18 protein-coding genes and 1 tRNA gene are annotated in these 17,028 nt (G+C 69.2%); 10 read left to right on the forward strand and 9 right to left on the reverse strand.

The window, feature by feature from the left end:
* Window positions 1-19: 19 nt before the first annotated feature.
* Genes arsC through BW990_RS05805 form a run of 3 tightly spaced genes read right to left on the reverse strand, consistent with a single transcriptional unit; the run spans window position 20 to window position 1,745 of the window.
* Window positions 20-358 carry an arsenate reductase (glutaredoxin) gene (gene arsC / locus BW990_RS05795; protein WP_143526108.1) on the reverse strand — a complete coding sequence of 113 codons (339 nt, stop codon included), beginning with the start codon at window positions 356-358 and terminating at the stop codon, window positions 20-22.
* Window positions 355-1,413 carry a quinone-dependent dihydroorotate dehydrogenase gene (locus tag BW990_RS05800; protein WP_076445897.1) on the reverse strand — a complete coding sequence of 353 codons (1,059 nt, stop codon included), beginning with the start codon at window positions 1,411-1,413 and terminating at the stop codon, window positions 355-357. Before BW990_RS05800 ends, arsC begins: the two co-directional genes overlap by 4 nt.
* Window positions 1,410-1,745 carry a DUF952 domain-containing protein gene (locus tag BW990_RS05805; protein WP_076445899.1) on the reverse strand — a complete coding sequence of 112 codons (336 nt, stop codon included), beginning with the start codon at window positions 1,743-1,745 and terminating at the stop codon, window positions 1,410-1,412. Before BW990_RS05805 ends, BW990_RS05800 begins: the two co-directional genes overlap by 4 nt.
* 196 nt (window positions 1,746-1,941) lie before the next feature.
* On the opposite strand from BW990_RS05805, the gene BW990_RS05810 reads away from it, so the two are divergent.
* The 3 genes from BW990_RS05810 (at window position 1,942) to BW990_RS05820 (ending at window position 5,828) form a co-directional block, all read left to right on the forward strand.
* Window positions 1,942-3,504, forward strand: a complete 1,563-nt coding sequence (locus BW990_RS05810) for a bifunctional metallophosphatase/5'-nucleotidase (protein ID WP_076445901.1) — start codon at window positions 1,942-1,944, stop codon at window positions 3,502-3,504.
* 441 nt (window positions 3,505-3,945) lie between these two features.
* Entirely contained in the window at window positions 3,946-5,151 is a 1,206-nt protein-coding gene (locus tag BW990_RS05815; protein ID WP_076445903.1) for a class I SAM-dependent methyltransferase, read from the forward strand.
* Window positions 5,151-5,828, forward strand: coding sequence for an SOS response-associated peptidase (locus BW990_RS05820; protein ID WP_076445906.1), 678 nt, complete (start codon window positions 5,151-5,153; stop codon window positions 5,826-5,828). Before BW990_RS05815 ends, BW990_RS05820 begins: the two co-directional genes overlap by 1 nt.
* 45 nt (window positions 5,829-5,873) lie before the next feature.
* Here BW990_RS05820 and BW990_RS05825 read toward each other — a convergent pair whose 3' ends face one another.
* Window positions 5,874-6,452 (reverse strand): hypothetical protein, encoded by a 579-nt coding sequence (locus BW990_RS05825; protein WP_076445908.1) that lies wholly within the window; start codon window positions 6,450-6,452, stop codon window positions 5,874-5,876.
* A 321-nt stretch (window positions 6,453-6,773) separates the two neighbouring features.
* Between BW990_RS05825 and BW990_RS05830 the strand changes: the two genes are divergently transcribed.
* Both BW990_RS05830 and BW990_RS05835 read left to right on the forward strand, forming a co-directional pair.
* Window positions 6,774-6,847 (forward strand) — tRNA-Gly (locus tag BW990_RS05830).
* 121 nt (window positions 6,848-6,968) lie between these two features.
* Window positions 6,969-8,768 (forward strand): ABC transporter transmembrane domain-containing protein, encoded by a 1,800-nt coding sequence (locus tag BW990_RS05835; protein WP_076445910.1) that lies wholly within the window; start codon window positions 6,969-6,971, stop codon window positions 8,766-8,768.
* Window positions 8,769-8,933: 165 nt separating this feature from the next.
* Here the strand turns inward: BW990_RS05835 and BW990_RS05840 are convergent, their stop codons facing one another.
* On the reverse strand, window positions 8,934-9,149 hold the full coding sequence (locus tag BW990_RS05840; protein WP_076445911.1) for a hypothetical protein: 216 nt from the start codon (window positions 9,147-9,149) through the stop codon (window positions 8,934-8,936).
* 122 nt (window positions 9,150-9,271) lie between these two features.
* Here BW990_RS05840 and BW990_RS05845 point away from each other — a divergent pair, with 122 nt between their 5' ends.
* Window positions 9,272-9,532: a DUF2312 domain-containing protein gene (locus BW990_RS05845; RefSeq protein ID WP_076445913.1), complete on the forward strand. Its 261-nt coding sequence runs from the start codon at window positions 9,272-9,274 to the stop codon at window positions 9,530-9,532.
* Window positions 9,533-9,548: 16 nt separating this feature from the next.
* Here the strand turns inward: BW990_RS05845 and BW990_RS05850 are convergent, their stop codons facing one another.
* Together BW990_RS05850 and BW990_RS05855 are read right to left on the reverse strand one after the other, a co-directional pair.
* Window positions 9,549-10,313 carry a YkgJ family cysteine cluster protein gene (locus BW990_RS05850; RefSeq protein ID WP_076445915.1) on the reverse strand — a complete coding sequence of 255 codons (765 nt, stop codon included), beginning with the start codon at window positions 10,311-10,313 and terminating at the stop codon, window positions 9,549-9,551.
* Window positions 10,310-11,191 carry a hypothetical protein gene (locus BW990_RS05855; RefSeq protein ID WP_076445916.1) on the reverse strand — a complete coding sequence of 294 codons (882 nt, stop codon included), beginning with the start codon at window positions 11,189-11,191 and terminating at the stop codon, window positions 10,310-10,312. The genes BW990_RS05850 and BW990_RS05855 overlap by 4 nt, the downstream gene beginning before the upstream one ends.
* Window positions 11,192-11,270: 79 nt before the next feature.
* Between BW990_RS05855 and BW990_RS05860 the strand changes: the two genes are divergently transcribed.
* Window positions 11,271-12,929 carry an ABC transporter permease gene (locus BW990_RS05860; RefSeq protein ID WP_076445918.1) on the forward strand — a complete coding sequence of 553 codons (1,659 nt, stop codon included), beginning with the start codon at window positions 11,271-11,273 and terminating at the stop codon, window positions 12,927-12,929.
* A 6-nt stretch (window positions 12,930-12,935) separates the two neighbouring features.
* Here BW990_RS05860 and BW990_RS05865 read toward each other — a convergent pair whose 3' ends face one another.
* Window positions 12,936-13,235, reverse strand: a complete 300-nt coding sequence (locus BW990_RS05865) for an FtsB family cell division protein (RefSeq protein ID WP_076445920.1) — start codon at window positions 13,233-13,235, stop codon at window positions 12,936-12,938.
* 90 nt (window positions 13,236-13,325) lie between these two features.
* The gene (locus tag BW990_RS05870; protein ID WP_076445922.1) at window positions 13,326-14,513 is read right to left on the reverse strand and encodes a phosphoglycerate kinase; all 1,188 of its coding nucleotides are present in this window, start codon (window positions 14,511-14,513) and stop codon (window positions 13,326-13,328) included.
* 131 nt (window positions 14,514-14,644) lie between these two features.
* Here BW990_RS05870 and BW990_RS05875 point away from each other — a divergent pair, with 131 nt between their 5' ends.
* The 3 genes from BW990_RS05875 to BW990_RS05885 all read left to right on the forward strand — a co-directional run bounded on the left by BW990_RS05875 (window position 14,645) and on the right by BW990_RS05885 (window position 16,826).
* A complete protein-coding gene (locus tag BW990_RS05875) occupies window positions 14,645-15,151 on the forward strand; it encodes a peptidylprolyl isomerase (RefSeq protein WP_076445923.1) in 507 nt (168 codons plus the stop codon).
* Window positions 15,144-15,695, forward strand: a complete 552-nt coding sequence (locus BW990_RS05880) for a peptidylprolyl isomerase (protein ID WP_076445925.1) — start codon at window positions 15,144-15,146, stop codon at window positions 15,693-15,695. The genes BW990_RS05875 and BW990_RS05880 overlap by 8 nt, the downstream gene beginning before the upstream one ends.
* A gap of 171 nt (window positions 15,696-15,866) precedes the next feature.
* Window positions 15,867-16,826 carry a DUF3179 domain-containing protein gene (locus BW990_RS05885; RefSeq protein WP_143526090.1) on the forward strand — a complete coding sequence of 320 codons (960 nt, stop codon included), beginning with the start codon at window positions 15,867-15,869 and terminating at the stop codon, window positions 16,824-16,826.
* Window positions 16,827-17,028 lie beyond the last annotated feature (202 nt).

Raw genomic sequence — 17,028 nt, forward strand, 5'->3', positions numbered from 1 at the left:
CCGGTCGCCTCGGCAGGGGTCAGAGCAGTTCGAGAATCCGCTCCGGCGGCCTTCCGATCACGGCGCGATCCCCGGCGATCAGCACCGGCCGTTCGATCAGTTTCGGCGTCTCGGCCATCGCGGCCAGAAGGCGCTGCGCGTCGCTGTCCCGGCTCAGGCCCGCCGCCTTGAATTCGGGCTCCTTGACCCTCACCATCTCGATCGCCGGGACGCCCAGCTTGGCGTGCAAATCGGCCAGCTCCGCGGCATCCTGGGCCTCCTCGAGATAGCGCCGGACGGTGACCGGCACGCCGCGCGCCTCAAGGAGCTGCAGCGCCTGCCGCGATTTGGAGCAGCGCGGATTGTGCCAGAGAATCAGAGCCATGCGTCCCTCCCGGTGCCGACCGCCTCGGCCACGGAGGCGAACCCCTCCTCGCCAAGCCGTGCGTCGAGCCCTTCGAGGATCTCGCGCACGAGGCCCAGCCCGCCATAGACGAGCGCGGTGTAAAGTTGCAGCGCCGAGGCGCCTGCGCGGATCTTCTGCCAGGCGGTCTCGGCATCCTCGACGCCGCCGACGCCGATGAGCGGGATATCCCCGCCCGTGAGCTGCGACAGCCGGGCCAGCACGCGGGTCGCGCGGTCGAAGACCGGGCGTCCCGAAAGGCCGCCGGCCTCTCCCGCATGGGCCGAGCGCAAACCGTCCCGCGCCAGCGTCGTATTGGTCGCGATGATCCCATCGATCCCGGTCGCGCGGGCCACATCGGCCACGTCCACGAGCCCCTGATCGTCGAGATCGGGCGCGATCTTCAGAAAGATCGGGATCCCGCGATCGAGCCCGTCGCGGGTCGCCATCACCCCGGCCAGAAGCGCCGCGAGCGCATCCTTGCCCTGCAGGTCGCGCAGCTTCTCGGTATTGGGCGAGGAGACGTTGACCGTGGCGAAATCCACATGCGGACCGCAATGGGCGAGCACGGTGGCGAAATCCCCGGCGCGGTCCTCGCTGTCCTTGTTGGCCCCCAGATTGAGGCCGGTCACCATGCCCCGGGGACGCTGTGCGAGCCGCGCCGCGATGGCCTCCATGCCCTCGTTGTTGAAGCCGAAGCGGTTGATCGCCGCGCGGTCCTCGGTCAGGCGGAAAAGGCGCGGACGCGGGTTGCCGGGCTGGGGCCGGGGCGTCGCCGCGCCCACCTCGACAAAGCCGAAACCGGCCCGGGCAAGCCCCGACAGCGCCTCGGCATTCTTGTCGAACCCCGCCGCCAGTCCCAGCGGGTTGGGCAGGTCGAGCCCGGCCAGCCGGCAGGCCAGCCGATCCGAGGTGATCGGTCCTGGCGCGGGGGCGAGTCCCGCCTGCAGCGCCCGGATGGCGAGCCCGTGGGCGCGCTCGGGGTCGACCCCGCGCAGAAGGGCGAGGCCCACCCGCTCCAGCACGCTCACACCATGCCCTCGGGAAAGACGTGGCGGCCCTCTTCGAAGGGCAGATCGGCGACCCAGAGCGCCTGGTCGCGGCGCAGGGGGGCGTAGAGATGCGGGAAGAGCTGCCCGCCGCGGGAGGGCTCCCATTCCAGCGGCGACAGATCGTCGGCATCGTAGGCCAGAAGCTTGAGCCTGGTCTCGCCAGCGAAATGCCGGGCGGCGGTCTCGGCGGCCTGGTCGGCGGTGGAGAAATGGATGTAGCCGTCGGCCACGTCGATCGGGGCCCCCGCGCTTTCGCCCGCGCGTTCCAGCTCGGCCCATTCCCCGGCCCTGAGGATCTTGTAAATCAGCATGGGCCTTGCTCTGCCCGCCCGCGGCGCGCCGGTCAAGGGGCCCGCGCGCCGCCCTTTTCACCAAAACGCGGCGCGCCCGGGATGCCGCGCCCGAAACATGCCCCCGGGCCCTCGCGTCAGCTTTGACTATGACATGCGTCCGTTGCACGATCCGCCTACAGAAAAAAACGACCCCATCCGACAGAGAGGATTTCACATGTCGCTTCGTCTGCTTTCCAGCGCAGCCGTCCTGGCCATGGTCGCGGGCACCGCCCAGGCCGAGTTCACGCTGCACATCCTGCACACCAATGACATTCACAGCCGGATCGAGCCGATCAGCAAATTCGATTCGACCTGCAGCGCCGAGGATGACGCGGCGGGCGAATGCTTCGGCGGCATGGCCCGCCTCGCGACCGCCATCGACATGAAGCGCGAGGCGCTCGCGGATGAAAACGTGGTGCTGCTGGATGCGGGCGATCCGTTCCAGGGCTCGCTCTTCTACACCACCTACAAGGGCGCGGCCGAGGCCGAGTTCATGGAGAAGATCGGCTATGACGTGATGGCGGTCGGCAACCACGAGTTCGACGACGGGCCGCCGAAGCTCGCGGAATTCGTCGACGCGGTCAGCTTCCCGGTGATTTCCGGCAATCTCGACCTGTCGGCCTCGGACCTGCTGAAGGACCGGGTCCGGGATCACGTCGTGCTCGAAGTGGGCGGCCAGCGCATCGGCATCATCTCGGCGCTCGCGACCGATACGGTGGAAACCTCGAGCCCGGGTCCGAACGTCACGTTCCAGGACGAGATCGACAGCCTTGCGGCGGATGCCCAGGCGCTGACCGAGGACGGCGTCGACATCATCATCGCGCTCACCCATGTGGGCCTGCCGCGCGACCGCCAGATCGCCGAGGCGGTGGACGCCATCGACGTGGTGATCGGCGGGCACAGCCACACGCTGATGCTGAACAACGACGCGGACACGCCCTCCTATCCCGAAATGGTCGGCGACACGCCGGTGGCGCAGGCCTATGCCTACACCAAGTACCTCGGTCACCTGACTGTCACCTTCGACGATGACGGCAATGTGGTCTCGGCGGGTGGCGACCCGATGCTGCTCGATGCGTCGGTCACGCCCGATGAGGAGATCGCCGCGCGGATCGCCGAGATGGGCGCACCGATCGAGGAGATGAAGACCCGCGTCGTCGCCGAGACCACCGATGCCATCGAGGGCGCGCGCGAGGTCTGCCGGGCGGCTGAATGCCCGATGGGCAATCTCGTGGCGGATGCCATGCTCGACCGCGTCGCCGACCAGGGCATCCAGATCGCGATCCAGAACGGCGGTGGCCTGCGCGCCTCGATCGATGCGGGTGAGGTCACCATGGGCGAGGTGCTGTCGGTGCTGCCGTTCCAGAACACGCTGTCGACCTTCCGCGTCTCGGGCGCGACGGTCATCGCGGCGCTGGAAAACGGCGTGAGCGAGATCGAGGAAGGCGGGGGCCGCTTCCCGCAGGTCGCGGGCATGTCCTTCACCGTGGACCCGAGCGCCGAGCCGGGGGCGCGAATCTCTGACGTGATGGTGGGCGGCGAACCGATCGACCCCGAGGCCATGTACGGGCTCGTGTCGAACAATTTCGTGCGCAAGGGCGGCGATGGCTACCGGATGTTCGTCGATGCCGAGGATGCCTATGATTTCGGCCCCGACCTGGCGGATGTGACTGCGGAATACATGGCCGCGCAGGGCGGCTACACGCCCTATACCGATGGCCGCATCACCATGAAGTAAAAGCGGTTTCGGCCCGGGCTGCGCCCGGGCCGACCGGCGCGCGCGAGGCTGACGCCTCGCGCGCGTTCGCGTTTGGCGGGGTGTGTCATGCGTGTCGGGCGGTGGGCCCGGTGGCAGGCGGAGCGGCGCGTTTTCTTGGAAAGGTGAAGGGCAAGAGAGGCTGCGCGGCGCCCCGGGGGGCGGCGCCCGGGGCCACTTGCGGGGTCCGCCATGGGGCAAAGGACGCCGTGCCGGGTCGGGCCGCGCTGGGGAAGGCGAGGGGGGCCTCCATGGTGCAAAGGACGTCGCGCCGGGTCAGGCCACGCTGGGGAAGGCGAGGGGAGGCGACGGTGCGTCCTCGAGCGGAGCCCCGGGTGGCGGAGCTGGCGCGGCTGGCGGGCGGGCCGCTTTTCATCGCCCCGGCGCCGTGGCACCTTGCCCGCGGCAGGACAGGAGCGCGCCTTGGTCAGCGTCAGCGAACAATACGAGGTCTATCCCTATCCCGAGCGGGACCCGGCGGACGAGGCCAAGCGGCTCGTCACCGGATCGCCCTCGCATCCGCTGGAGATGGATCATTTCCTCTGGGGCGGCGCGCGCGACTGGTCGCTTCCCTTGCGCATCCTGGTCGCCGGCGGCGGCACCGGGGACGGCACCATCCAGATGGCGCAGATCCTGACCGATGCGGGCGCGCCCTACGAGATCACCTATCTCGATCTTTCGGCGAAGGCGCGCGGCATCGCCGAGGCGCGGGCGGCGGCGCGGGGACTCGAAGGCATCGCCTTTCACACCGGATCGCTGCTCGATGCGCCGGATTTCGGCGCTTTCGACTATATAGACAGCTGCGGCGTGCTGCACCACCTGCCCGAGCCCGAGGCGGGGTTCCGCGCCCTGCGGGCCGCGCTCGCCCCGGGCGGGGCGGCGGGGATCATGGTCTACGCGCCCCATGGCCGGTCGGGCGTCTATCCGCTGCAATCGGCCTTCGGCACGCTCTTCGAGGGCCTGCCGCCAGAGGCGCGGCTCGCCCGGGCGCGGGCGCTGATGGACAGGCTGCCCGAGGGCCATCCGTTCCGCGTCAATCCCAACCTCGGCGATCACCGCCAGAGCGATGCGGGGTTCTACGACCTGCTGCTGCATTCGCAGGACCGGGCCTACGACGTGACCGAGCTTGCGGACACGCTGGCCGCGACCGGCTGGCAGCTTGCCTCCTTCGCGACGCCCGCGCTGTACGACCTCGCGCGGCTGGTGCCCGATGCGCCCGACCTGGACCCGGTGGCGGCGATGGCTGTGGCCGAGCAGTTGCGCGGCACGATCAAGGTGCACAACGCCTATCTCGTGGCCGGGGACGCGCCGCGGCCGGCGCCGGCGAGCGGGCGCAACCGGGCGCTGCGCCCGCATCTGCGCGGCGTCGACCCGCGCGCGCTGGCCCGCGCCATCGCCGGGGGCAAGACGCCGAGATTGCGCGCCGCCGGGGAAAGCGTGCCCTTGCGCCTGCCGCGGGAGGCCGCGCCGCTGATCGCCGCCATCGACGGGCGTCGCGCGCTGTCGCGCATCGCCGCGCAGGGCGGGCTCGACCCGCTGGCCTTCTGGCAGATCTGGAGCCGGGTGGAGGCGGCGCTCAGCCCCTGGGGCATCCTGCTGTATTCCGACCTTCATGCGGGGCGGGGCTGATGTGCGGGCGCTTCGCGATCACCCTGCCGCCCGACGCCATGGCGCAGCTCTTCGCGGCGCAGCCCGCCAACGATCTGCCGGACGTGCCCAATTACAATATCTGCCCGACGAATCGCATCCACGTCATCCGCGCGGGCGACACCGAGGCCGAGACCCGTCATCTCGAGGGGATGCGCTGGGGCTTCCTGCCGCATTGGTACAAGACGCCCAATGACGGCCCGCTCCTGATCAATGCGCGCGCCGAGACGGTCGCGGAAAAGCCCGCCTTCCGGTCGGCGGCGCGCAGCCGGCGCTGCCTCGTCCCGGCCACGGGGTTTTACGAATGGACCAAGGATGCGGAGGACAACCGCCTGCCCTGGTATGTCCACCGCCGCGACGGGGCGCCCATGGTCTTCGCGGGCCTCTGGCAGGATTGGGGGGCGGAGGCCGAAGACGGCCCGCTGCGCAGCGTGGCCATCGTGACCTGCCGGGCGGGCGGCGATCTTTCGGCGATCCATCACCGCATGCCGGTGGTGCTGGACCCGGCGGACTGGCCGCGCTGGCTGGGCGAGACCGGCGACAAGGCCGCGCCGCTGATGGCGCCCGCGCCGGACGGGACGCTCGATGCCTATCGCGTGGACCCCAAGGTCAATTCCAATCGTGCGAAGGGGCCCGATCTGATCGAGCCCCTCGCGTAGCGTGTGTAGCGTGTGCAGGTGCGCGCGGTCTCCGCGCGCGGCCGGTCAGTTGGACGCGGTGGAAACCTCTGTCCCGTCGTCGTCTCCGTCGGTGGCCGCCCAGGGGCGATCCTCGGGGTCGGTCAGCATCTCGCTCCAGTCGTAGCCGTCGAGATCGCCGTCGCCATCGGTGTCGTGGGTGGGGGCGCCGTAAAGCGCAAAAAGCGTGTCTTCGTCGAGCGGGCTGCCGTCCGCCGCCACCAGATCGTCCGCGTCGCCCACGACGATCATGCCCTCGTGATGGCCCTCGGGCAATTCGTAAAACAGCGGGTCCAGAGCCGAGAGAACGTTGAGGCGGCTGTTATACACCAGCGCGCCTTCGGGCGGCAGAACGACGGTCACGCGCTGGCCGGGGAAGACCCAGCCCGTGCCCCAGCTCTCGTCGATTGCGGTCGCGGCCATCGGTCTGAAACCGGCATTGTGGAAGACGACCGTGCCTTCCGCGCCGACGTGAAGCTTGTTCGGGAAATAGCCCCGGCCCAGCATCGTGACCTCGGGTGCAGTTGCAGCGGTCTGCGCAATGGCGGCGACGGGCAGGGTAAAGGCTGCCGAAAGGGCAGCGGCGACAAGCGTTGCGCGAAGCATTGGGCGCTCCTTGTTTGTTTGCACACGGCCCCCACCGGTTGCATTAACCTTTGGATAGACGGCGATTCTGGCGAAACTTTGACAGACGGCGTCGTTTTTTCGCGCAGGGTCGGTCGATGCGCCGGGGCCGGGCATGGCCTAGCGCGCCGCCGCGGCGGCATTGCGGCCGAAGCGCGGCGCTTGCGGGGCGCGGCGGGCCGTGAGACCGGCAGATCGCGGCCTCGGCGTCCGTTCGGCAGGGCAGGGTGCGGCGGGCCGGGTGCCGCGTCCAGAAACGATCTTGACCTGCGCGGGGGCCTCACATACCTCAGGAGGCATCGGGCGGGTATGGTGTAATGGTAGCGCCCTAGCCTTCCAAGCTAGTCGTGCGGGTTCGATTCCCGCTACCCGCTCCAGCCCTTTTTCCCGCGCCGATCCCCCGCTTTGCGACCTTTGCCGCACGCTTTGCCGCCACGCGAGGCTTGAGGCCCCGCGACCAACCTGCGAAAACCCCCCCGAGACGAGACGGGGGAAGGTATGGCGCGCGGATTGGCGGCAGGTCAGCAAATGGAAGAGCGGGAAGCCTCCAAACGAATCGGTGCGCTCGCGCGGCTCTGGCCGTTCCTCGCACCCTACAGGGTCCTGCTGATGGCCGCGGCGGTGGCGCTGACGGCGACGGCGGCGATCTCTCTCGTCCTGCCGCTCGCGGTGCGCCGGGTGGTGGACAATTTCGAGGGCGGCGATTCCGCGATCCTCGATCTCTATTTCGGCGCGGCCCTCGGGATCGCCGCGCTTCTGGCGATGGGCACGGCGCTGCGCTACGCGCTGGTCACCCGGCTCGGCGAACGGGTGGTGGCCGATATCCGCAAGGCGGTCTTCGACAAGGTCATCACGCTGTCGCCCGCCTTCTACGAGAAGATCATGACCGGCGAGGTATTGAGCCGGATCACCACCGACACCACGCTGATCCTGTCGGTGGTGGGCTCGTCCATCTCCATCGCGCTGCGCAACGTGCTGATCTTCGTGGGCGGGCTGGTGCTGATGCTGTTCACCTCGTGGAAGCTGACGCTGATGGTGCTGCTGATCGTGCCCGCGGTGATCGTGCCGATCCTCGTGCTCGGGCGGCGCCTGCGCAAGCTGAGCCGCGAGAACCAGGACTGGATCGCGGCCTCCTCGGGCAATGCCTCAGAGGCGCTCTTGTCGGTGCAGGCGGTGCAGGCCTTCACCCACGAGGCGATCTCGCAGGGCACCTTCGCGCGGGTGACCGAGCAGAGTTTCGATGCCGCGAGACGGCGCATCTGGACCCGGGCCGCGATGACCGCGATCGTCATCTTCCTGGTGTTCTCGGGCATCGTCGGCGTGTTGTGGGCCGGGGCCTGGGACGTGCGCGCGGGCGAGATGAGCGTCGGCGCACTGGTGCAGTTCGTGATCTACTCGGTCATGGTCGCAGGCTCCGTCGCGGCGCTGTCGGAGGTGATCGGCGAGGTGCAGCGCGCCGCGGGCGCCACCGAGCGGCTGGTGGAACTGCTGGACAGCGAGGACGCGGTGCGCGATCCCGCCGATCCCGTGGCCCCGGCCACGCCCGCGCGGGGCGCCATCGGCTTCGAGGACGTGTCCTTCTCCTACCCGTCGCGGCCCGACATCTCGGCGCTGGATCACGTCACGCTCGACGTGGCCCCGGGCGAGACGATCGCGCTGGTCGGCCCTTCAGGGGCGGGCAAGACGACGATCATCCAGCTGCTTCTGCGTTTCTACGACCCGGCCTCGGGGCGCATCACGCTCGATGGCGTGCCGCTCGATGCGATGACGCGCGCGGCCTTCCGCCAGCATATCGCGCTGGTGCCGCAGGACCCGGTGATCTTCGCGGCCTCGGCGCGCGACAACATCCGCTTCGGCCGCCCCGACGCGACCGATGCCGAGATCGAGGAGGCCGCCCGCGCCGCCGCCGCGCATGACTTCATCGCGGCCCTGCCCGAGGGCTATGACAGCTGGCTCGGCGAGCGCGGCGTGATGCTGTCGGGCGGGCAGAAGCAGCGCATCGCCATCGCCCGCGCGATCCTGCGCGACGCCGCCGTGCTGCTGCTCGACGAGGCGACCTCGGCGCTGGATGCCGAAAGCGAGCGGGCGGTGCAGAATGCGGTCGACCGGCTTTCCGAGGGACGCACCACGATCATCGTCGCGCACCGGCTGGCCACGGTGAAGAAGGCCGACCGGATCGTGGTGATGGAGGGCGGCCGCGTCATCGCCACCGGGCGGCACGACGCGCTGGTGGCGGAGGGCGGGCTTTACGCGCGGCTCGCGCGGCTGCAATTCACCGACGGGATCGCCGCGGAATAGACCGGCGGGCAGGACGGGGCGGCACCGGGCGTTGCGGGCCATCTAGGCCCGCCCCGCCCGGACGAGAGGCGCTGCCTCTCGCGCTCTCCGGAGGTATTTCCGGTCCGATCGTGACAGGGCGGCGCGTCCGGGCCGCAGGTGGGACGCGGGGATGTCGGCGGCGCCTCAGCTCAGGAAGATGCCGATCACCACCATCATCAGGCCGATCACCGACAGGAAGAGCGCGCCGAGATTGAGCGGCACGACCTTCTGCAATTCCGCGCGCAGCTCCGCGTCGGGCAGGGATTTCCGGCGTGCGCGCGAGACCCGGAGGATGCAGAGGACGAGGCCCGCGAGGCCCGCCAGCGACACCGCCGCGCCGATCCAGATCAAGGTCTCCATGGCGCCTCTCCTTCGTGCAGCCGCATGCGCCAGGGCGCTAAAGGATCGCCTCGCTGCGCGCAACCCCTTGCCGCCCGTCCGGGGCCGCGCTACCCGGCATGTCTTGTCGACAGGAGGCATTCATGGACGATTCACAGGCATCGAACGATTACGGCGTCGCGGCGGGCGAGCTGCGCCAGTTCATCGAGCGGATGGAGCGGCTCGAGGAGGAGAAGAAGGACATCGCCGAGCAGCAGAAAGAGGTGATGGCCGAGGCCAAGGCGCGCGGCTACGACACCAAGGTGATGCGCAAGGTGATCGCGCTGCGCAAGCGCGACGCCGACGACATCGCCGAGGAGGAAGCCATCCTCGAGATGTACAAGGCCGCCCTGGGCATGGCCTGAGACGCGTCTTTCGCGATCAGAGCGCGCCGCCGAGGCGGGCGCGCTCGTCCTCGAGCACCCGGGGCGCCTGCCGGGACGCGGTCAGCGCCTCGGTCTCGGACCGTCCGTCGAGGGCGGCGGCGGCGACCTTCGCGAGGCTGTAGGTCGGCACCTGCGTCACACCCTTGAGCGCGGCCCGCGCGAGGGCCTGCACGGCCAGATACAGCCCCTGCGCCCCCAGCACGCCCGGACCCGCCGCGGGAACGCCCTCGGCGATGCGCGCGCAGGCCTCCGCATCGGTCGAGAGATAGGTGCGGCAGATCATCGGCCTTGCCGCGTAGATGCGGCAGAGGCGCGTCGCGGGATCGAGCGCGGGGCAGGCGCGGGGATGCCAGTCCCGGCCATCCGGCGCGCCGGCGAGCGGCAATAGGGCGCGGTGCACGCCCCGCGCCTCGGCCTCCAGGATGACGCCGCCATCCTCCCCGTTCAGGATGCAGCAGAAGGCGCAGCCCGCGGCGCAGGCCGCGCTGTCCACCGGCGAGCCGGGCCGCGTCGCCTGCGCCTCGAGGTCGGCGCCGCCGATCCTGAGCGCGGGCACGCCCGCCCGCAGCGCCTTCGCGGTCGCCTCGAAGCTCTGGCCATGGGCCTCGGCGGTCGCGAGGTAGATGTCGAGCAGCTTCCGCGCCCGCTCCAGCACCAAGCCCGATGCTGCACCCGCCTTGCCGGGCAGGCTCAGCCGCGCGACGGTTTTGCGCAGCGCGGCGAGGTCGCGCGGTGCACGGCGGCCGGGCGCGCGGCTCATGGCGCGATGAAGCTCACGCCGGGGATGCGCTCGATCTGCCAGGCGTCTTCCTCGTAGGCGGCGCTCATGGCGGCGACGCGGGCCTCGTCGAGGCCGGGCAGGTCCAGCTCCTCCTCGATCTCCTCGTCGAGCGCGTATTTGTCGAGAAAGGCCACCATGACACGGCGCTTCTGGCGTTCGTTGATCGTGGGATGCTGGTGCAGGTAGGCGCGGAACCGCTTCATGCCCTCGGGGTCCATGATCTCGTGCAGCAGATCGAAGGCGCCCTTGATCTTGCGGTTGGGATCGAGGCCCGCCACTTCGCGCAGGATCTGCCCCCAGATGATCGGCGTGTCCTCGTTGCACCAGCAGGTGACGGCCACGTCGGGATGCGCGGCGCGCAGCCGTTCGATCAAATGCGACCAGCGGAAATCCTCGGGCGTGGCGCCGTCGAGAAAGGCGTCGAAACCGGGATAATCGCCTTCGCGGAAGGCCGCCTGCAGGAAGGCCGCGGGATCGCGCAGCCCGAGAAACACCTCGAGTCGGTCGCCCGCGAAAAGCGTCTTCAGGATGCCGATGCGTTCCTCGGCCTTGCGGTAGGGCAGGCCGCCCTGCATCGCCAGACGCGGCACGGAGAAGAAGTTCGGATGGCTGAGCACGATGCGCGACACGCCGCCCTCGTCCTCGTCGAGAAGCCCGTCGAGCAACACCTCGCGCGCCTCGGGCGCCGCCGTGCCGCCCGCCAGCTGGTGCGCGGCCTCGGACAGAAGCTGCCGGTAGCGGCTGGGCCCGGGCACCACCGTGCCTGCCGCGCGCAGCAGATCGGCGTTGCGCTGCAATCCCTTGAGGAGACGGCCCTCATCGGTGAAATGCACGCCAGCGTGAAGAATTACCTGCATGTCTGGGTCTTTTTGTTGCCCGGCGGGGCGACTATAAGCGCTTCGGCGAGCAGTTAAACCGCAAAAGCCCGAGGGCCCCATGAGCGCGAGCGACACCTCCCCGACCAGCCGCGCCCGCCGCCGCAGCGGGATCGACCCGTGGTCCGCGGGCGCGCTTCTGATCGCGGCGCTCGTTCTCGCCCCGATCGTCGCGGTGATCGGCATCGCCGCCTTCCCGCGCGAGAACATCTGGCCGCATCTCGTTTCGACCACGCTGCCGCGATACCTCACCACCACCGGCATCCTGATGCTGTGCACCGGCGCGCTGACGGGGATCGTGGGCACCGGCACCGCCTGGATGGTCACGCGCTACGAGTTTCCGGGGCGGCGCTGGCTCGAATGGCTGCTGCTTCTGCCGCTGGCGATCCCGGCCTATGTGGGCGCCTATGCGCTGGTGGATTTCCTCGAATATGCCGGGCCGGTGCAGACCGGGCTGCGCGCGCTTTTCGGCTGGCAGGATGCGCGCGCCTACTGGTTCCCCGAGATCCGCTCCCTTGGCGCGGCGATCATCGTTCTCTCGGCGGCGCTTTACCCCTATGTCTACCTGCTGACCCGCGCGGCCTTCCGCGAGCAATCGGGCAGCGCCGAGGAGGTCGCGCAATCGCTGGGGGCCGGGGCCTTCGCGCGATTCTGGCGCGTGGGCCTGCCGCTGGCGCGCCCGGCCATCGCGGCGGGCTGCGCGATCGTGATGATGGAGGCCGTGAACGATTTCGGCACGGTCGATTACTTCGCGGTCCAGACGCTGACCACCGGCATCTTCTCGGTCTGGCTGCAGGGCGGCAATGCGGGCGGCGCCGCGCAGATCGCCTGCGTCGTTCTGGTTCTCGTGGTCATGCTGGTGATGCTGGAGCGCTCGTCGCGGCGGCGAATGCGCTTTTTCAACCTGTCCTCGCGCCATCGCCCGGCGGAGCGGCGCCCGCTCACGGGCCGCGCGGGCTGGGTCGCGATGGCGATCTGCGCGTTTCCCTTCGCGTTGGGCTTCGTGCTGCCGGTCGCGGTGATCCTCGATCACGCGCTGAGCAATGCCGATGAATGGGTCGATCCCGCGCTCGTGCGCGCCATGCTGCACACGGTAACGGTGGGCGGGATCGCGGCGCTTGTGACCGTCGCGGGCGGGGTCTTCATGGTCTACGGCGTGCGGCTTTCGGGCCGCAAGCTGCCGCGGCTCCTGATGCCCGTCACCTCGATCGGCTACGCGGCGCCGGGGGCGGTTCTGGGCGTGGGCATCCTCATCCCGCTCGCCTTTGTCGACAACAGCGTGGCGGATTTCATCCTCGGCGTGACCGGTGTCGATATCGGGCTCGTGATGACCGGCTCGGCCTTCGCGCTGGTCCTGGCCTATTCGGTGCGGTTCTTCGCCATCGCGCAGGGCGCGGCGGATGCGGCGATGGGGCGGGTCTCGCCCAATCTCGCGCTGGCGGCGCGGTCGCTCGGGCGGGATCGCGGGCAGACGCTGCGTTCGGTCTATTTCCCGCTGATGCGCGGCTCCATCGCCTCGGCGCTGCTTCTGGTCTTCGTCGATTGCGTGAAGGAATTACCCGCGACGCTGCTGCTGCGGCCCTTCAACTACGAGACGCTGGCGACGCGGGTGCACCAGCAGGCGAGCCTCGAGAATCTCGGCGGTGCGGCGCCCGCGGCGCTTCTCGTGATCCTCGTGGGGCTTCTGGCCGTGGGGCTTCTGGCGCGCGCCAACCGCTAGGCCGGGTCAGCGCACCACCACCTCGTCGGGACGCAAGAGGCCCAGCACGTCGCGCGCCCGCTCGTCCAGAAGATCGAGGTCGAGGTAATCGTCCGAGAGCCGCAGGGTGAGGTTTTCCATCCGCGCCACCTCCGCCTCGAGCTTCGCAAGCTCGGCGCGCAGCGCCTCGGCTTCGACTTTGATCTCGGCGCGGCGGAACAGGCCGTAATCGCCCTGCACGGCGGCAAAGGTGAAATAGGCGCCCACCGACAGGAGAAGCGCGAAGAACAGGAGCCCGCCAAGGGCCGGACGCGTGCGATGGGTCATCGATCTGCCTCGGATGGCGCCTCTTCGGGGCGCGTTGGGCGAACTATGCCACGCGGCGCAGCGCGGGGGAATCCCCCGCGTGCCGGGGTGTTACCCCAATGCCGCAACCCCGGGCAGGGTCTTGCCCTCCATCCATTCGAGGAACGCGCCACCCGCCGTGGAAATGTAGCTGAACCGCTCCGCCGCGCCGGTCTTGTTGAGCGCCGCGACCGTGTCGCCGCCGCCCGCCACCGAGACGAGCTTGCCCTGCTCGGTCAGCGCCGCGGCATGTTCGGCAGCCGCATTCGTGGCGGCGTCGAACGGGGCGATCTCGAAAGCGCCGAGCGGGCCGTTCCAGATCAGCGTCTCGGCGCGGTCGAAGACCGACTTGATATGCGCGACGCTGTCGGGCCCCGCATCAAGGATCATCGCGTCTTGCGGGCATTCCTCGGCCTTGACGGTCTCGCTTGGCGCACCGGCCTTGAATTCGCGCGCCACGACCACGTCGCGCGGCAGCAGGATCTCGCAGCCGCCGGCCGCGGCCTTCTCGGCGATCTCGCGGGCGGTCCCGGCCATGTCGTGCTCGCAGAGCGAGGCGCCGACGCCGACGCCCTGCGCCGCGAGGAAGGTGTTGGCCATGCCGCCGCCGATGATCAGGATGTCGACCTTCTCGGTCAGGTTCGACAGAAGGTCGAGCTTGGTGGAGACCTTCGCCCCGCCCACGACCGCCGCCACGGGCCGCTTGGGATCGCCAAGGGCCGCCTCGAGCGCGGAAAGCTCCGCCGCCATCAGCCGCCCGGCGCAGGAGGGCAGGTGATGGGCGATGCCCTCGGTCGAGGCATGGGCGCGATGCGCCGCCGAAAAGGCATCGTTGACATAGACATCGCCGAGCGCGGCCATCTCGGCGGCCAGTTCGGGATCGTTCTTCTCCTCGCCCGGATGGAAACGGGTGTTCTCCAGAAGCACCACCTGGCCCGGCTGACGGGCGGCGATGGCGGCCTCTGCCGCGGGGCCGCGGCAATCGGCGGCGAAGATCACCTCGGCGCCGAAATGCGCCTCGAGCGTCGGCACCAGCGGCTGCAGGCTCAGATCGTCCACCCGCTGTCCCTTGGGCCGTCCGAAATGGGCCAGCAGAACCGGCGTGCCGCCGGCATCCAGGATGTCGCGCACGGTCGGCACGATACGCGCGATCCGGGTGGCGTCGGTCACCGCGCCGTCTTCCACCGGCACGTTGATGTCGACGCGGGTCAGAACGCGCTTGCCGTCGAGTTCCATGTCGTCGAGCGATTTCCAGGCCATCGTCCTCGTCCTTTCTGGCGGGTGTCGCCGCACATCTCGCAAGCCCGTGCGCCCGCGTCAACGGCCCGGCTTGCGGCGCCCGGGGCGGGAAGCTACCTAGGGGACGGCAAGAGAACACAGGGAGACGGCGCATGGCCGAGATCAAAGACCCCGAAAACACCATCCTGGTCGAGCTGAAAGGCGGCACGGTCACCATCGAGCTGATGCCCGACATCGCCCCCCAGCATGCCGAGCGGATGAAGGAACTGGCCCGGTCGGGCGCCTATGACAACGTCGTCTTTCATCGCGTGATCGATGGCTTCATGGCGCAGACGGGCGATGTCGCCAACGGCAATGCCGAGAAGGATTTCAACCTGCGGATGGCCGGCACCGGCGGCTCGGACCTGCCGAACCTGCCTGCCGAGTTCAGCCGCATTCCCCATGACCGAGGGACCATCGGCGCGGCGCGCAGCCAGAACCCCAATTCGGCGAATTCGCAATTCTTCATCAATTTCAAGGACAACCACTTCCTGAATGGGCAATATACCGTCTATGGGCGGGTCACGTCCGGGATGGAGCACGTGGATGCCATCACCCGCGGCGAACCGCCTGCGGAGCCGGACCGGATGATCTCGGTCAAGGTGGCCGCGGATGCGTAAGCTCGTCCTTGCCACGGCGATCCTCGCCGGTGGCCCCGCTTTCGCCACCGGGCTCGAAATCGACATCGCGGGCGAGGGGGCCAATGGCACCATCACCGTGGATCTCTTCGAGGATGTCGCCCCGCTCCACGTGGAGCGGATCACCACCCTGGCGTCCAGCGGCGCTTATGACGACGTGGTGTTTCACCGCGTGATCGACGGCTTCATGGCCCAGACGGGGGACGTGGAATTCGGCGGCATGGGCGGCGACATGCGCATGGCGGGCCGCGGCGGATCCGATCTGCCCGACCTGCCGGCGGAGTTTTCCGACCTCGCATTCGAGCGGGGCGTGATCGGCATGGCGCGGGCGCAATCGCCCGACAGCGCGAATTCGCAGTTCTTCATCATGTTCGAACCGGGCCCGTTCCTGAACGGGCAATACACGGTGGTCGGCGAAGTGACCGACGGCATGGACGTGGTCGATGCCATCAAGCGCGGTGAGGGACAGAACGGCGCCGTCATCGGGCAGCCCGACCGCATGAGCGGCGTGCGCGTCACGGAATAACGACAGCCCTCCGCGCGCGGGCACTCCTTCGAGACGCTGTCGCGCGCCAACCGGGTCCGGCGTGTGGCCCGATCCTGTCGACAGGCGAAAGGCATCACGGCAATGTGGTGCCTTTTGTTTTGACGGACGCCGCCTTCCCCGTGCCTCATGCGCAAGACGGGAGGTTCGACCATGTGGAAACTGATCCTGGCATTCCTTTGCACCGCCACCCTCGCAGCGGCGGATCCGGCCTTCTGGAAACACGAATGGCCGCAGACGGATTTCGGCAAGCGCGCCATCGATGGCTGGGCGGAGATCGTGTCGGGCGGACCGGGAAAGGACGGGATCCTGGCCCTGTCCGACCCGGAATTCGTGCCCGCGTCGCGCAAGCGCGGGCTCGAGGATAAGGAGCCCGTGATCACGGTCCAACAGGGCTCCGGACCGGCGCGTGCCTATCCGTTGCGGTACCTGATGTGGCACGAGATCGCCAATGATCGCGTGGGCGGTATCCCGGTCGCGGTGACCTATTGCCCGCTGTGCAATTCGGCCATCGTCTTCGACCGGCGCGTCGCCGGGGACGTCCTGAGCTTCGGTGTCACCGGCAAGCTTCGGAAGTCGGACATGGTCATGTACGACCATCAGACGCAAAGCTGGTGGCAACAGGCGGAAGGGCGCGCGATCGTCGGGAGGATGACCGGAACGCGGCTTGAGGTGCTGCCGTCCTGGATGGAGAGTTGGGCGCGCTTTCGGGCCGATAATCCCGACGGCATGGTGATGGCCGAACCGCCCTTTAACCGGCAATACGGCACAAATCCCTATCGCCGTTACGACAGCGCGGCGCGTCCGTTCCTGTATTCCGGCGATCCACCGCCGCACGGCATTCCACCGCTCGCGCGGGTGGTCCGGGTCGGCACGCGGGCCTGGCCGCTGACACGTCTTGCGGAAGCCGGACGGCTGCAGGAGGCCGGGCTGACCTTCACGTGGGAAGCGGGGCTGGCCTCCGCGCTCGACACGGCGCGAATCGGCGCGGGGCGGGATATCGGACAGATTCGCGTCACCGATGCGCGCGGTCGAGACGTGGCGCATGACCTGCTTTTTGCGTTTGCTTTCCATGCCTTCTGGCCGGACGGCACATGGATGCTGGGCCGATAGCCAGCCGCAAAGCAGGTCAAGGAAATGGGCAATCCATTTGTTCATCCTTTGTTCCTTACGGATTATCAATAAACGGCCCGTTAATGTCGGCCCATGAAATCTTTGGACCTGGCCACACAAAGACATCCGAAATGCCGCCCGCGGCGGTGGCGCCGCGAAAACGGTGCCGACCCGCCCTGACGCGGCGACCCTGCAGATGCGC

This window comes from Roseivivax lentus (assembly GCF_900156805.1).
Classification (GTDB): Bacteria; Pseudomonadota; Alphaproteobacteria; order Rhodobacterales; family Rhodobacteraceae; genus Roseivivax; species Roseivivax lentus.

Excerpts from the sequence above, each read along its gene's own strand:
- BW990_RS05805 (WP_076445899.1), bottom strand. The coding sequence starts at position 1,745 with ATGCTGATTTACAAGATCCTCAGGGCCGGGGAATGGGCCGAGCTGGAA.
- BW990_RS05810 (WP_076445901.1), top strand. The coding sequence starts at position 1,942 with ATGTCGCTTCGTCTGCTTTCCAGCGCAGCCGTCCTGGCCATGGTCGCG.
- BW990_RS05820 (WP_076445906.1), top strand. The coding sequence starts at position 5,151 with ATGTGCGGGCGCTTCGCGATCACCCTGCCGCCCGACGCCATGGCGCAG.
- BW990_RS05825 (WP_076445908.1), bottom strand. The coding sequence starts at position 6,452 with ATGCTTCGCGCAACGCTTGTCGCCGCTGCCCTTTCGGCAGCCTTTACC.
- BW990_RS05835 (WP_076445910.1), top strand. The coding sequence starts at position 6,969 with ATGGCGCGCGGATTGGCGGCAGGTCAGCAAATGGAAGAGCGGGAAGCC.
- BW990_RS05840 (WP_076445911.1), bottom strand. The coding sequence starts at position 9,149 with ATGGAGACCTTGATCTGGATCGGCGCGGCGGTGTCGCTGGCGGGCCTC.
- BW990_RS05845 (WP_076445913.1), top strand. The coding sequence starts at position 9,272 with ATGGACGATTCACAGGCATCGAACGATTACGGCGTCGCGGCGGGCGAG.
- BW990_RS05850 (WP_076445915.1), bottom strand. The coding sequence starts at position 10,313 with ATGAGCCGCGCGCCCGGCCGCCGTGCACCGCGCGACCTCGCCGCGCTG.
- BW990_RS05855 (WP_076445916.1), bottom strand. The coding sequence starts at position 11,191 with ATGCAGGTAATTCTTCACGCTGGCGTGCATTTCACCGATGAGGGCCGT.
- BW990_RS05860 (WP_076445918.1), top strand. The coding sequence starts at position 11,271 with ATGAGCGCGAGCGACACCTCCCCGACCAGCCGCGCCCGCCGCCGCAGC.
- BW990_RS05865 (WP_076445920.1), bottom strand. The coding sequence starts at position 13,235 with ATGACCCATCGCACGCGTCCGGCCCTTGGCGGGCTCCTGTTCTTCGCG.
- BW990_RS05870 (WP_076445922.1), bottom strand. The coding sequence starts at position 14,513 with ATGGCCTGGAAATCGCTCGACGACATGGAACTCGACGGCAAGCGCGTT.
- BW990_RS05875 (WP_076445923.1), top strand. The coding sequence starts at position 14,645 with ATGGCCGAGATCAAAGACCCCGAAAACACCATCCTGGTCGAGCTGAAA.
- BW990_RS05880 (WP_076445925.1), top strand. The coding sequence starts at position 15,144 with ATGCGTAAGCTCGTCCTTGCCACGGCGATCCTCGCCGGTGGCCCCGCT.
- BW990_RS05885 (WP_143526090.1), top strand. The coding sequence starts at position 15,867 with ATGTGGAAACTGATCCTGGCATTCCTTTGCACCGCCACCCTCGCAGCG.